The organism is Algibacter luteus, assembly GCF_900141715.1.
Lineage (GTDB): Bacteria > Bacteroidota > Bacteroidia > Flavobacteriales > Flavobacteriaceae > Arenitalea > Arenitalea lutea.
The window spans coordinates 1-16,673 of the sequence record NZ_FQYK01000004.1 but is presented as its reverse complement, the minus strand read 5'-3'; the positions used below and the strand labels follow the sequence as shown (position 1 = coordinate 16,673).

The window sequence follows — 16,673 nt, the reverse complement described above, 5'->3', positions numbered from 1 at the left end:
GCTTTTTTTAGTATCCACTATTTTGAGTGTATAAACCAGGTGAATTATCTATTTCTCTCTGTGGAAATGGAAGATATTTTTTATCTGGATTATAAGTTAAACTATTAACATTAGAAAATTCTTGTAATACATTATCTGCCTCACCAAATCTTATTAAATCGTATAATCTTTGATTTTCGTAAACAAATTCTAGTCTTCTTTCTTCTAACAGTTCTGCTTTTGTTAAACTAGCTACTTCTTCTAATCCCGCTCTAAGCCTTACTTGATTAAATGCTTCTATTGCTCTAGTATCTGTTGTACTATTTCCTCCGGCTAAAATTGCTTCTGCATATAACAATAATACGTCGGCGTATCTTAATACTACCCAATCGTTATCTCCAATTTCGCCATCTGTTGGGAATTTGTTGTTAAAAACATCTGCAGTAACATTTGAAAGGAAAGTATTGTACTCATTAGTATTTATTGTTCCATAAAATCGAACTGGTTGTAACTCTGGTGTCATTACTTCTAAAAGACTTACTGTTGCTAAATTTACACCATTTGAACCTCCTTGTAATGTCATTGCGAAACTGTGTGATTCTGAATCTGTTTCTACTTGGTCATCTAAACCACTATCACTAGTTGTATAATTATCACTATTTACTAAATCGTAAGCAATTGAAAAAATAACTTCATTATTAATTTCTAAACCAGAATTATTTGTCCAAGTTCCATCTGGCGTTCCATCATTATCTGATAATTCACCTATAAACTCATTGCCAAGTACATTTCCAAAATCTAATACTAAATTGAAAAAATGTTCAGCATCAGTTGCTCCAGGTTCACGTTCTGTATATAATAAGTCAAAGCCATAACTATCATTATTTTCTACTACAGATGCTAAAAGCAATTCTGCTTCTTCGTAATTAGGTGTTGGCTGACTTAAATAGGCCTTAGCTGCAAATATAATTGCTGCTCCCTCCGATGGGCGATATCTATTTAATGTTTCACCATTTAAATAGGCTATTGATGTTTTAAAATCGTCTATGATTTTTGCGTAAACTTCTGCCTCTGCTAATTGTGGATAATCATTAGCTTCATTTACATTAACGTCTAAAACTTTATCTATAAAAGGTACATTTTGATATGCTCTAACTAAATTAAAATGGCATAATGCTCGCATAAAATAAGCTTCACCTACGGTGTACTGTTGACTTTCTGGCGCTAAAAACCTATTTTCTATAATCGTATTTGCATGCTTAATAGTATGCATGTTGTTAGAATAATAGGTAGCTACATCTCCATTGTTTGGATCTACTATATAGGCACTTATATCTGGTAGGTTACCATTAGCTGAGTTTGCCCTACTGTTATCTGAACGTAACTCGGTTAATAAAAATTCGTTAGCTGGTACTTTTTGATATGCATCTAAAACACCGTTTGCTAATAACTCGAATCCATCGTTTGTCTGTAATAACTCCTCTAACGTAAGTGCAGTAGGGTTAGTAAGATCTAATTCTTCTTCACAACTTGTAAATAAAGCAATGAAAGAGAAACATACTATTAAATTTTTAAATATTCTTTTCATAATAAATTAAAATTGTAAATTAAGTCCAGCTGATATTGTACGTACTATTGGCCCGTCACCTCTTTGATAACCTGCAGTTAATGGCGTATTGGCGTTATTTGAAGTTTGACCTTGCGCTTCAGGATTGAAACCTTCATAATCTGCAGCGGTAAAGTATAATAAGTTTTCCCCTGTTATATATAATCTTAAAGAAGTAATATTAATTTTAGATGTAAATGTTTCTGGCACTTTAAATCCTAAAGTTATATTTCTTAATGTTACATATGATGCGTCTTGTATATGATCATTAGTAAATCTTCTATGAACTGTTAAATCATAATCTGGGAAGTTTGAAACTGGGTTAACTGCTGACTCACTTGCATAATACAACTGGTCTAAGTCTGCAACTCTAACCTCTGCTCCGTGTGAACCCTCCAACTGAAAAGAAAAATCGAAATTAGATAACGTGAAATCTGAATTGAATCCCCATGTAAAATCAGGGTAAGGATTTCCTAATTCTGTTCTATCTTCATCATCAATAATTCCATCGTTATTTAAATCTTTTACATAAACCCTTGCAAAATCGTTATTAAATCTATTAAAAGGATTATCTACCCATTCTAACGGTATTTCTTTATCGTATACCCAACCATAAAAAGAAGTAATTGGCTGACCTACTCTTGCTATAAATTCAGTTGGTCTTGTATCTTGATCTATTCTAGAAATAATTTGTTCATTGCTTCCTAAACTAACTACTTCATTTCTGTTTAATGAGAATTGACCTCCAACAGACCATCTAAATTTTTCGTTTGAAATAAGTCTTGAGTTTAGCTCTACTTCTACACCTTCATTTTTAACTTCTCCCAGGTTTTGTAACCAATTATCCGCACCGTAAACTGCTGCTTCTGGGGCAAATAGAATTAAATCATCACTTGTTCTTGTATAATAATCTAAAGATAAACCTACAAGACCTCTACCAAAACTTACATCTAAACCTGGGTTAAATTCTATTAATTTTTCCCATCCTAAATTGCTGTTTTGAAGTGTTATTGCTTTAACACCTAAATCTCCGTTGTAACCAATTGTACTATAGGTTTCTTGAGATCTATAAAGTGACTCATATATATTTCTTGAAATTTCGTTTGAACCAGAAATACCATAACTAGCTCTGAACTTTAAAAAAGTTACTACATCGCTTGAAGATAAAAAGTCTTCGTTTGAAACTATCCAACCCACAGAACCGGCTGGAAAGAATCCCCATCTAGAATTTGAACCAAATCTAGTACTACCATCTGTACGAGCAGATAACTGTAAAAGGTATTTCTCATTATAATTATAATCTATCCTACCAAAATAAGATACTAGCTTTTCAGACGCATTATCAGTAAAGGTTGTTCCTGCATCTGCTAAGGCTATATTATTTGTAAAATCGTTTGTATATCCAACAGCTTCAGAGTCTTGTCTAAAATTTTCACTATTCATAAATTCAAAACCTAATATAGAATTAAAGTTATGTTTTTTAAAACTTGTATTGTATTTTAATAATGATTCGAAAGTAAATTGATTTAATTCATCTCTTCTTTCTAACCTATAAGATTCTTGGTCTCTATTTTCTTGACCATATAAATAATCTGCTTCATTTGATTTGTTATGTCTAAAAACACCTGAAATAGTTTGTCTAAAATTTAGTCCTTTAGCTAAATTAACATCTATGTAAGAAGACACATTTAAACTTAATTTCTTTTTAGTTCTAGATCTTTCTAAAAAGTGTACTAAAGGATGTACGTTTTTTGTTGTAGAAAGCGTTAAACCTCCTGATGTTAAACCACTTGCTATTGGCAAACCATTCGCGTCTCTTAGAATATTTCTTGGGTTATTCGGGTCTACAGTAAATGTATGATCGAATGCTCTAGAAAATCCGTAACTACCAACACCTAAGTTTTCAAATAATTTACCTGCGTCTGTAGATACACCTATGTCTGTTGAAAACGGTGTTACATAAGGTAAATGATCTTCTGTTATATGAAGTGGTAAATGTCCATATTGTCTTAAAGGGTCAGTAAATCTTGAAGGCAATTTATCTTGGTCATAATAGTTTACCCGAATATTAGCGCCATATTTAATCTTCTTATTTTTTGATTTACTATCAACTTTAATTCTTGCATTATATTTATTAAAGTTATCTATCAAAGCGATACCCTCGTCTTTAACATAACCTAATGATGCAGAGTAACTTGTTAATTCTGTACCACCTCTTACAGCTAATGAATGACTCTCTATAGTACCTCCAACAAAAATTTCGTCTTGCCAATTCTTTTCACCATCTCCTAAAGATGCTAAAAAGTCCATCGCTTCTAATTCAGCGTATGCTGAGTTATAATCGCTTATAACTCTATCGTAATTTTGACTGTCTGTAGGAATGCCATTTACTATACTTTGTAAACCATCTAATCTTAACCTTTCATCTGCAATAGAAGTATTAAAATTGTCATTTTTATTAGAAAATCTATAACCTGTAAACGTATTATATGAAAATCTTGTTTTTCCAACAACACCTTTTTTAAGTGTAACTAAAATTACACCATTTGCACCACGTGATCCATAGATTGCAACCGAAGAAGCATCTTTTAATACACTTATAGATTCAATATTATTATTATCTATAGATCCTAAAATATCAGCATCAGTACCTAATATTATTCCATCTACAACTATTAATGGTGCAGATTCTCCTGTAATAGAACCAGGGCCTCTTAAAGTTATTTTTGGATCACCACCCGCTTCAGAAGCAACAGTTTGAATTCTTAAACCAGCAACTTTACCTCTTAATGCGTCTTCAACACGAGATACCGAAATATCTTCAATATCTTTACTGTCTATTTTAGTTAATGCACTGGTAATAGTCTTTTCTTTTTGGTCCCCATAAGCTACTACTACAATCTCATCTAACTGAGCAACATCCTCAAGAAGCGAAACATTAATTGTTTTTTGTTCACCAACAATTACTGTTTTAGAGGTGTAACCTACATATGAGAACTGAAGTACATCATTCTTTTGAGCTTTTATTACGTAATTTCCATCAAAATCTGTTGTTGTTCCATTGATTGTTCCTACGACTATAACATTAACACCTGGTATAGGAATACCATCTGACTTGGCAGTTACTACACCTTGTATAACTATTTCGCTTTGCGCGAATAACATCATATTGAAGAACAATAATGCTATTAAAGTTAGTTTAGTTTTTATATTCATTATTAGCTTGTTTTGTTTAACGAAAGTTTTAGTTTTATACTTACTACTTTATTTCATTCAAAAAATAAATTTAGATTTTAAGAGTAACAACCTATCTCAATTACTTAATATAGTTAATATGAAAGAATCTATTTTAAATTTCAAAAAATCAATTGGTTGCCCAAAGTGGTTTACCAAATTTATGTTAAATTTTTATGAAAACCAATTAATTCTGATATTTATAATCTGACTACGGCAATTATTCTTCATTTATTAGGAATTAAAGTTTCTTTTTTAAGCCTCTTTATCTCCAAAATAAGACACTCCGCCACCACTTAAGAAATCTTCTCTTACAGGACTAAATGTATCAATTAGCATCCCTTCTTCTAAGCATACTGCACTATGCAATAAATTAGGCTCGATATAAACCCCATCGCCTGCTTCTACGATTTGCTTTACGCCATCAATTTCAAATTCAAATTTTCCTGAAACACAATAGGTTGCTTGCGTATGAAAATGTTGATGAGGAGAACCTAATGCACCTTTTTCAAATTTTACTTTTACCATCATGATTTGGTTATCGTAACCTAGGAACTTTCTTGATACGCCGCCACCAAGTACTTCCCATTCCATATCTTTTGTGATGATGTACTTTTCACTGAATCTATTCATAATTTATAGTTTATTGATTTTCTGTAAATGTATAAGGACCTACCCATGAATACACTTTATTGTTTATTGTTAATTTATGTTCTGCTTCTTTTTCACTGTTTTCATTTGATAGGATAAAGACATTGGTTTTACCATTATTTGTTTTTATACTAACAGCTGTATACGCTTTTGAGTTATGTACCACCTTAATTTCATCAATATTACTATAAGCATTTAAAGCTAACTCAGTAACAGGATTGTAGGTTCCGTGAGATTCTATAGTAGATACATATAATGCATCTTTCGCATTTTTCTTTCTTAAAATTAATGTTTGTTCATTACGCAAATTGTATTCTGGATCGTTAGATCCTATTCTTCCAATAATAACTTCATCGTTATTTGAACAAACTGCAGTATAGGAGTAAAATTTATTATTCAACAACCAATTCAATTTTACATTGCCTTCATTAACCAAAGCAGAAGCCTCTTTATATAGATGCTGATATCCATGCGATTTACCCAAAATTTGCGGAGTATTTAGTTTCGTATACTCAAAATTGGTTTGCATGATATGTCCTAAAAAGTAGAATGGCACATCGTATTGATTTGAAGTTGCAGAAGATACCCGCATGATATCCAACACATAAGGCTTATCATATCCTTTATCTTTTATTGTTACGAATGTTCTTTGAATTTTAGTACCCGGATAAGCGTTGTCTTCTTTCGCGCTTGCAACTTGCACACTATCGTTAACACTAAATATGTACTTATTAGAATGATGTTTACTACCTATGTCATACTTTCCTTGAAATTGAGAAGTTTCATTTTGCACTAAAGTATTATGCGCAACAGTCTGTTTAGCCCAAGTTGTATTCTCTTTTAAATAGTTTCCACCACCTTTTTGTTCAATATTTACAAAACGACTCATACCGTAATCTTGTACCACCTCATCACCATCTTCAAATAAGGCAAACGATAATTTATCGTAATGTCCATGACTTAATCCGTGTGCGGTATATTTAAAAACTAATTCTAAACCTTCACTTCGTAAAATTCCAACTGCACCTTGATTGCCATTGGCACCATCTGATAATTCAATAGATTTTTTATTAAATGGTTTTTCCATTCCTGATTTCAAACCTAAAGCCACAGCTAAACCTGCATCGTCAAGCGCCACCTTTCCTTGTTTTTTTGCTATACTTAATAATTCTGGATTGTTGCCACCAAAATGATAAGCAATATCTACCGCAGAAACTAACGACGCATTTCTGTAAGACATCCCCTTTTGTGCATCATTCAATAAAAAGAACTCTCCATCGGCATCCGACAGATTTATTAAAGCAGAAACACTTTTAAGTAGTACACCATCTTTATGTTGCAAAACTTTTAATTCTGGTTTTTTATTTTGAAGTGCTTGGGCAAAAATTAAAAACGGATAAGACGCATACCTTTGATAGTATGGTCCTTCGGTAAAATAACCGTCTGGTGAAAACGGCTCTTCAAGATTTGCATAAAATCCCATATCACCTTCTCTATTAATATAACCGCCGTCATTATCTTTTAAATTAGGATCTATTTTAGCCTCTTTATAGCCATACAATGCCCTTTGCAACAAACTGTCATCATCCATCGCTAAAGCGATCATACCTACTGCGGCATTACCCCAAGTACTGTGGTTATGTACTCTGTTAAAAAACTGAGGGTTTTCTTTGGAAATATAATCTGCAAAAGGTCTAAACAAATCGGTTTCTAAAGTATTTCGTTCAGCTTCAGTTAAAAAATCGTAAATACAATCATAAGCCTGACTTGTATATACCAACCAATTAGAATCATTTAAACATTGCCAAAATACTTTTCCTCGAGAGTAAGAGCGTGGCTTGGGATGAATAGGCCATGTTGGATATTGTTTAGCATACTCAAACAACATATCTTTTACAAAATTCGCATACTTCTCATCATTAAGAATTTGATATAACACACCTGCTTTTTGCATTAACACATAATTTTTTTTGTGTGTTTCGTGCGTATAACCTCCAGAATAATCTTTAGGTAATGGCACATCAAAACCCTTTTCAATCTCAGCATCAATCTCCTCTTGGGTAAGCGCTAAAGTTTCATCAAAAATCGGAATACTTCCTAAATTTGCGCGAATTTCTTTAACTCCTTGTTTGGTCAAAATCAAACTTGGATGCCCTAGATTGTTGTCTTGAGAACTATTATTATCAGCGTTTTTTTCATTACAAGAAAAAACTGCAATTAAAACACCTAATAGCAAGATTCGAATTTTTGAAGTCATATTAATTGTTAAAAATTATACTCAGAACTTACTCATATTAACTATAATTTGTTAATTATCAGGAAGTTAATTGCTTAATGTTAATTGGTTTACCAGTTTGGTTTACCAAAAATACGATATTTTATTAAGTTAACAAAAGTTAAGTTGTTAAAAAAACAACTTCGTGTTTTTTGAGCTTTACAACAGTTCAGGTCATTTATTAAGATATATCTTAATACATCAACTTCATTTCTAAATTTTCTTCAGTCTTTATTTTACCAGAATTACTTAAAGTATTGTTAGACTCCTTGTTATTTTTAGCGCCCCATAATACCGAAACAAAGTTTACTGCATTGTTTTTAAACACATTATTAGTAATGTTTACATTAACAATTCCTGTATGATTGACTAACCTTTTATTTTTTTCTTTGGCACCACAGTTAGCAAATGTGCTATTTGAAATTAAAAGATTTCCACCAATTGTAGACTCATCGTAGCCTCCTCTGTAATAATCTATCACATTCGCTTTAACATTATTGAAATTACAGTTGTTTATCGTTAAATATTCGGTATTATAATCACCTTTATCATTCGTTTCTTCTGATAATTCAATCCCGTTTTCACAATCGGAAATTGATGTACCCTCAAAGGTAATACGTTCTGCAAAAGATTCTTTATACACTTTTAAAACATAGTTAAAATCACTGATTTCAACATTGGAAACTGTTAAACCAAAATGATTAGACATATTTTCTTTTAAACTTGCAAAAGCAAAATTTGAATTATTTCCTTTTAAAACTAAATTATTAACCGTTAATTTTCCTTTAGGATTTAATGCAAACAATGGTGTTTCTGCAGCTCCAGTATAATTTAACTGCACTTTAGTCTTGTCTTTTGCTTGAATAGTAATTGTTTTATTAATTTCTATTGAATTCTGAATGTTATAAACTTCACCACTCAATGCAATAATGTCGTCATTACTCGCTGCATTAATTTTATCTTGTAACTCATTGGCGTTTGAAACATTGTGAGTAATTGGTTCGCGTGGTTCAACCACGTTTGAATACCACGAGGTTCCATATTTAGTTTTATCTAAAATATTAGGGTTTGCTATATCTACTCCTACAACAGCTCCAATACTATTGTTTTCTTTTCTAGAATTACCAAACAAATCTTTTTCAATAGTATTAAAATCAAAACCCATATAAGGTTCTAAATCATTTGGAATACCTACCGGAAGTTGAATATTTTCAGATATCGTTTTTAATTCTAAAGATACTTCTTTTATGCCACCATCAAAGTCTTTAAATGCTACTCCTTTATTATCAACTATATTATTTTTAAAAGTGACACCATCTGCTTTATCATTTTCAACCACAATGGCATCGATTCCTTTTTCATTATAAATAACATTATTGGCAACTGTAGTTCTAACTGCTCTTGCAGATCGAATTTCAGATAGTGGTAAAACATCAGCTTGATCAATGTTTGTTCCAACTCCAAATTGCCAAGGTGATGCACAATTTACATACGTATTATATGCTACAACTACATCGGTAACTTGATTATATCTGTTTTGTGGAGATTTTGGAATTCCATTCATAACAGCAAGCGGACTCCTAAAGCTTTTTCCTTTTAAATTAAAGAAATAGTTATTAATAACCCAATGCCCTGTGTTTATTATACGTATACCTCCAATATTTTCATTTTCAGAATCTCCGATAAAATAATTTCCATCAATGGTGCAGTAATTTCCATGACGCGTTACTAAAGAGCCTTCACTCTTATAAAAAACGTTATTTCTAAATTCATTAAAATTAGTTTTACTAGAAATAATTTCCACTTCACCATTACAAGCTTCAAACAAATTGTTAGCTACCATAGTGTAACAAGGCGCCATAGATGTATAACTATTACCAATTTGAATAGTTTCTCCGCTAGGACCTCCTTTCACAGGTCTTGGTCCGAAATGATTATTAACTATTTGATGATAATTGTTTATACTTTCAATGCCTTCAAGATTCACACGAACCGTAGGACCACGATTGGTTTTTCCTGCGATGTAACAATTGCTCAACACATTATGTCTTCCCCAGAAATTAACCCACAAATCGGTATCATCTCGTTTTAGCTTGTTAAAATCTTCAATAACACAATTAGTTAATGTGCAATTATTGGCAATTTCTTCGTCGTTAATTTTAAAATCGACAACAGCTCCAGATGGTGAATAACCATTTTTAAAATGTAAACCTTCAACAATTAAAAATTGACCTCCAAATTTTAAATATGATTTACCTTCAATACTTACTTTACCAGCAGTTTCTGCTTTTAAAATTATAGGCTGATCTTTAGTGCCTTGACCTCTAAATTTAATTTCTACATCGTTCCAAACGCCATTGTTTAAAACAATTTCTGTACCTGGCGATGCATTTTTGATAGCGTCATACAATTCTTGATTTGTTTTAACTAAATTGGTTGTATTCTTTTTAGTTTCAGAACAAGAGAAACAGAGAATAAATACGGTAAGGAAGTAAAAATAAATTTTCATATTTGAGTTATAATTGTATTGATGAAATATTAATAATAAAAAAAGCCTTTTACAAGTTAAAAGGCTTTTTTTATTATTTATTTGTTTTATTCAATAACTACTTTTTTCGTAACGCTTCCGCCTTCTTCAGCATTTATTTTCATGAAATAAACACCTTTAGTCAAATTAGCAACATTTATACGCTTATTTAAAATTTTAGATGTCATAATTTTAGATCCTAAAACATTAAATATATCTACAGAAGATAATTTCACAGTTTTTGATTCAATATAAATGAAATCTTGAGCTGGATTAGGATATAGTTTAAAACTAGAGGAAAAATCAGATACGGATGCCGTTGCATCCTTAACGAGCGAAATATTATCATAAAAAACCTCAGTACTTCCATCTATAGAATTAAGTGACCTAACATAAATCACAACATCAGTAGTTGTTGCCGTAAAAGAAAATGTGCTTGTTACCCACGTACCTTCATCATTAGTAATATCCATTCCTGCAACAACCGATGTATCGGTATAACCATTAGTGTTAATACCTGTCTCATCGGCAATTTCGTTATTTAGTATATACACTTGTGATGGTGTACCTGCTGCTTCAGAACGAGAATCTATAGAGAAATTATAAACATTACCTATAATAAGTCCTACTACCCTCTGATATAACCGACGTGTAGATTGAGTTATAACAGGCTGTCCGTCGGCATCGTCGTATAATTTAACTCCTCTAGTACCGTTATTTCCACTAGATGTAGAACCTGGTTGTTCATCAGTACCATATAAATCCATAGGATCTGTTGTATATGTAGCTTCAATATAATCTTCTAAAGCATCATTTCTCCATCCATCAGGATTAGTAGTTGCATCGTACCTATAAGGACTAGTTATACCGCCATTTAGTGTGCTATTAGGAGTCATATCCCAAGCATCTGCATTATCACTAGTGTTTGAGGTGTCAGCGCCTGTTCCGTGCTCATCACAAGTACCGTTTTTAACAAGTTCTTGGCTCCATCCATTGTTAAAACATAGGCATAACATCATAAAGATGCACAGTGATTTAGAATTTTGCCTTGTAAAAAGTATTTTTGTTTTCATACGTTTTGTTTTAAATAATTTGTTAATAGTTAGTTTATTTATAACACCTGTAGGAAAAAGGGAAGATTGTGGGTTAATTAAACTGGTTAACCAGTTTGGTTTTCCAAATATAGATAATTCTTTCGGATTGAAAAAATATTATCGTTAAAATATTTCATAAAACTGAATGCTTTCAAATCTGAGTCTTATAAAATAGTATAATAACTCCACAAGAAACTTAGTTTATAAGTACCAAAATTTATCATTACATTTAAAACCTTTAAACATATTGATAAAGATGACTAATAAAACCAATACTGCTCAAAATAATTCTAGTAATACGTTAATCCCAATAATCATTATTGCTGGTTTGTTTTTCATTTTCGGATTTGTGACTTGGATAAACGGAGCGCTCATTCCTTTTATGAAAACCATTAATGAATTAACTGAAGCTCAATCGTATCTTGTCGCTTCTGCTTCCTACATTTCTTTTGTAGTTATGGCGCTACCAGCATCTTATATATTAAACAGAATTGGTTATCGAAAAGGAATGTCTTTAGGCTTAATTGTTATGGCCATTGGTGCCTTAGTTTTTATTCCAGCTGCTGAAGCAAGAACGTATTGGATGTTTTTATTAGCCATATTTATTCAAGGCACGGGAATGACTTTATTACAAACTGCTTCTAACCCTTACATTACCATACTGGGGCCCATAGAAAGTGCTGCAAAACGTATTGCCATAATGGGAATAGCTAACAAAGTAGCAGGGGCTTTAGGATCAGTTATTTTTGGAGCTATTCTATTGTCTGGAATTGATGAAATAAAAGAAAAACTGAGTACAGTTGATGATGTAGAAAAAGCAACATTATTAGATACCATGGCCGATAGTGTGGTAACACCTTATATTGCAATGGCAGTGGTTTTGATTATTTTAGGAATTTTAATTAGAAAAGCGCCATTACCGCATGTGGAAGCGAAACCAATAGAGGTCTCGGAATCTGGAGGAAAGGCAAAATCAAATATTTTTCAATTTCCACACTTATGGATGGGCGTTTTAGCACTTTTTGTTTACGTTGGTGCTGAAGTGATTGCAGGAGATACCATTATTGCTTATGGTATTTCATTAAATATACCCGGTGAAGAAGCCAAGTTTTTCACTTTATTTACTTTAATGGCAATGGTTGCTACATATGCGTTAGGTGTATTTTTAATTCCTAAATACATGAGTCAATCTTTTGCTTTAAAGGCTAGTGCTATTTTGGGTGTCATTTTATCTTGTTGTATTTTATTTACTAACGGATTTACTTCAGTACTTTTTGTTGCAGCACTTGGTATTGCGAATGCTTTAGTATGGCCTGCAGTATGGCCCCTAGCCTTGAATGGATTAGGAAAGTTTACAAAAACAGCGTCTGCGCTATTAATAATGGCTATAAGTGGTGGTGCTATCATACCGCCGTTATACGGTACTTTAGTTGATAATAAAAAAGAACTTCTCATCAACTCGGGTATTAACGAACTTAATGCAACTGCTGAAGCCGCATCTTATGGTTACTGGATTTTAATCCCTTGCTATTTTATTATTCTTTATTATGCCTTTTACGGTCATAAACTTGGTCTTAAAGAACGTGTTTAACCATTTTTTTTAAAGAAATATACTATAAAAATTTATTATTGTAATATTTCACCTTCATATATGATCATAAAAATATATCTTACAAATAACTAATATTCAGTGTGTTATAATTTATTGTAAAAAAACATGTTGCATTTCATCGGATTTTTTTGCGTTTCACGGATATTAATAGATTAAAATTCTATCTTAGCCCCACAAAATTCATTCAAACCCCAAAATCTGATGAAGAAAATTACTCTCTTAGGCTTAATGCTTATTTTAATAGCGCAATTTAGTTTCTCTCAAAACCTAAATCAGACCGCAAAAAGAATTGCGGTTCCTAATCCCTCAACAACTACCTTACAAAATATTCAAAAAGCAGGCATAGATTTGTCTTGTGGGCCAAAATTTGTGAACAATAATTTGGTCATGGAGCTGAGTGATAGTGAATTAAAAGTATTACAAAAAAATGGAATCACATATAATGTCTTAATAGATGATTTATATCAGTATTATGAAGAACGAAATGCTATTGAATTGCCAAAAGCTCAGGCAGCACTACAAGCTGAGAAATTAAAGACAATTCAAAATAGAGCATTAGCAGCAAAAACGCTAAGTAAAAAAAGTAGTTTAATTGATAACCCAGCGCAACATGACGATTGTGACGAAATTGATTGGGCGACACCAACAAATTTTAAATTAGGTGCATCATTTGGAGGTGCCTTAACACTCAGTGAAGCTTATGCTGAGCTTGATTTAATGAGAACACTTTACCCCAATTTAATATCGGTAAGAACAGATGCGTCTCCAACAAATCAAACTACCCATGGTAACAGTACTGGAGGTACAACTTGGTCTGGGCAAACAGTGTATTATGTTCGAATTTCGGATAATCCTGATATCGATGAGCCCAACGAACCTGAAACTTTAATAACTGGCGCAATGCATGCCCGAGAAATAAGTAGTGTTATGAACACCTTTTATTTCATGTGGTATATACTTGAAAATTATAGTACCGATCCGTTTATAAAAAATATTGTTGATAATCATGAAATTTATGTGATGCCAATAAGTAACCCTGACGGGTATCGCTGGAATGAAGTAATTGCCCCAGGTGGTAATGGTTTACAGCGTAAAAATTTAAGACCTGGTGTTGCTGATAACGGAACTACAGATCTTAATAATAATGTACGAGGTGTAGATTTAAATAGAAACTTTAATTACTATTGGGGATGGGATAATACTGGATCTTCAGGAACTACATCAAGTAATACCTATAGAGGACCTTCAGCCGGATCTGAACCAGAAACTCAAATTGTACAAGATTTTATTACGAGTCATGATATAAAAGTAGCGGTAAACCATCACGGTGGATTAAATTCTATTGTTACTTCATCATATAATGGCGAATCAACCGCGGCTGATTCAGGTAGAGAAGACGAATATGCTAAAATTTGTCACGATCTAACACAATACAACAGATATATTTATGGTTCGGCGCCAAATACTTTATATGAAGCTAATGGTGATATAAATGACTGGATGCTAGGTGGTCCATCAGTAACTTCTGGAACGCCTAGTCAAACTAGTTCAGGCTCCGGTAAAGATGTTTTAGCTTTCGCTCCTGAAAATGGAGATGATTTTTGGCCGTCAACTACATTAATTACTGAAATCTCTAGACGCGCTATGAGAATGAACTTTTTGTCTGTTCTTTATTCTGGAAAATTTGCTAAGTTTCATGATTTAAACACGAGTGATATTTCTAACACTTCCGGAAATTTTACATTTGGTATTGAATATTTGGGAAAAACTTATAACGACATTACTTTAACCGTTACACCAGTTTCTTCAAATATTACTTCTTTGACCTCTCCGGCTGTACAAACAGGTTGGTCTAAATTAGAGCAGAGAAATTTAACAGTTCCATATACTTTAGATGCGAGTATACAACCAAATGATGAAATAGAATTTCAGATTACATTAAGTAACAATGACTTTATAATATACCGTGCTAATTATGTAAAATACTTTCAGCAAGATGTGCTGTTTCAAGATAATGATACTAACATTTCAAACTGGACAGCATCTGGTGGGTCCTGGGGTACAACCGGTGATTCTTATATAGGTTCAGTAGCCATAACTGATTCTCCTTCTGGAGCATATACGAACAATGAGAACAAAACATTAACATTAAACTCTTCTATTGACCTGTCATCCTCATCTCATTCTCTAGTTCAATTTTATGCGAAATGGGATTTAGAAAGAAACTACGATATGGTACAATTTGAAGCAAGTATCGACGGAGGAACTAATTGGTCAGCACTTTGCGGGAAATACAACAAACCAGCTGCCACTTCGTTAACCAATTTTCATTTAAACAAAACGACAGATACTCACCAATCATCAAACGGTAATACTGTTTATGATGGAGACAGCATGGATAAATGGGTTATGGAAGAAATTCTTATCAATAATGATGATAATAGTTTTTTGACTGGTCAGAGTAATGTACAATTTCGTTTTAGATTTAAAACAGATAGTTCTAATCGAGAAGATGATTTAACAACTACTTTTGACGGTTTTATTTTTGATGATTTTAAAATACTAAGTTTTCCAATCCCTTGTGATAACACAAATCCTCCTGCAAATATAACTGCAGATACAACTACAACTGCTTTATCCGCTATAATAGATTGGGACAATATTCCATCAGCAACATATGATTTAAAATACAGAGTCATTGGTGCTCCTTCATGGACAGAATATACTAATATTACAACAAACACCTATACCATTAATAGTTTAGTTGATGGTACAAATTATGAAGTACAAGTTCGTACAAGATGTAATATTGCCACTTCTGTCTATAGTGCATCTATAAATTTTACAGCTACTAATCCACCTCCGTGTTCAGGAACATTAATTAGTACCTTCCCTTATAATGAAAGTTTTGAAAACAGCCTTGGCGATTGGACCCAAGATACTGGCGACAATTTTAATTGGAGCTTTGGTACAACAAGTGGAACACCTTCTGGAAGCACGGGACCTTCAGGTCCATCTGATGGCACATATTTTCTTTATACAGAAGCAGATAATGGAGGTGATTTTCAAACTGCTATTATCAATAGTCCATGTTTCAATTTAACTAATCAAACGAACGCAATGTTTTCTTTCGATTATCATATGTATGGCTCTCAGCTCGGGAGTATATCTTTAGAAGCATCTACAAATGATGGTAGTAGCTGGGTAGAAATACAACGATTTGACGGTGAGCAACAAACTAGCAGTTCAGCAGCATGGAAAACTCATACTGAAGATTTATCTGCATATGAGGGAGGATATGTTCGATTAAGAATTATTGGAACTTTAGGAAATATTAATGGACAAGCTAGAAGCGATATAGGTATCGATAAAATTGGTCTAACTTCTACAAATGGAGTTACAACGTGGTATCAAGATTTAGATAGTGATACTTATGGGAATCCGGCTGTAAGTCAAGTTGCTGCATCCCAACCTGTTGGATATGTTGCAGATAATACGGACTGTGATGATACGGATGCTAATATCAACCCGACTACAGTGTGGTACTTAGGTGTAGATAATGATTCTGATGGTTACTTCGGTAGCCAGTTAACCGCTACTCAGTGTACAAACCCTGGTGGATACTCAACTACAGCGCCTACTATTGACGACTGTGATGATACGGATGCTAATATCAACCCAACTACCGTGTGGTA

8 protein-coding genes are annotated in these 16,673 nt (G+C 32.7%); 2 read left to right on the top strand and 6 right to left on the bottom strand.

Annotated features, from left to right (window positions below; translation table 11 throughout):
• Nucleotides 1-7: 7 nt before the first annotated feature.
• From BUA46_RS08560 to BUA46_RS08530, 6 genes are all read right to left on the bottom strand, one after another.
• A complete protein-coding gene (locus BUA46_RS08560) occupies nt 8-1,567 on the bottom strand; it encodes a RagB/SusD family nutrient uptake outer membrane protein (RefSeq protein WP_019388863.1) in 1,560 nt (519 codons plus the stop codon).
• Nucleotides 1,568-1,573: 6 nt separating this feature from the next.
• The gene (locus BUA46_RS08555) at nt 1,574-4,801 is read right to left on the bottom strand and encodes a SusC/RagA family TonB-linked outer membrane protein (RefSeq protein ID WP_026010165.1); all 3,228 of its coding nucleotides are present in this window, start codon (nt 4,799-4,801) and stop codon (nt 1,574-1,576) included.
• Nucleotides 4,802-5,074: 273 nt separating this feature from the next.
• Nucleotides 5,075-5,452, bottom strand: coding sequence for a cupin domain-containing protein (locus tag BUA46_RS08545; RefSeq protein ID WP_019388866.1), 378 nt, complete (start codon nt 5,450-5,452; stop codon nt 5,075-5,077).
• 10 nt (nt 5,453-5,462) lie between these two features.
• Nucleotides 5,463-7,727, bottom strand: a complete 2,265-nt coding sequence (locus BUA46_RS08540; RefSeq protein ID WP_019388867.1) for a heparinase II/III domain-containing protein — start codon at nt 7,725-7,727, stop codon at nt 5,463-5,465.
• 211 nt (nt 7,728-7,938) lie between these two features.
• Nucleotides 7,939-10,254, bottom strand: a complete 2,316-nt coding sequence (locus BUA46_RS08535) for a chondroitinase-B domain-containing protein (protein ID WP_019388868.1) — start codon at nt 10,252-10,254, stop codon at nt 7,939-7,941.
• 86 nt (nt 10,255-10,340) lie between these two features.
• Nucleotides 10,341-11,345 carry a T9SS type A sorting domain-containing protein gene (locus BUA46_RS08530; RefSeq protein WP_035106686.1) on the bottom strand — a complete coding sequence of 335 codons (1,005 nt, stop codon included), beginning with the start codon at nt 11,343-11,345 and terminating at the stop codon, nt 10,341-10,343.
• A gap of 277 nt (nt 11,346-11,622) precedes the next feature.
• Here BUA46_RS08530 and BUA46_RS08520 point away from each other — a divergent pair, with 277 nt between their 5' ends.
• Nucleotides 11,623-12,957 carry a sugar MFS transporter gene (locus tag BUA46_RS08520; protein ID WP_019388871.1) on the top strand — a complete coding sequence of 445 codons (1,335 nt, stop codon included), beginning with the start codon at nt 11,623-11,625 and terminating at the stop codon, nt 12,955-12,957.
• 222 nt (nt 12,958-13,179) lie between these two features.
• On the top strand, nt 13,180-16,673 hold a 3,494-nt coding region (locus tag BUA46_RS08515), incomplete at its 3' end, for a M14 family zinc carboxypeptidase (RefSeq protein WP_083588501.1).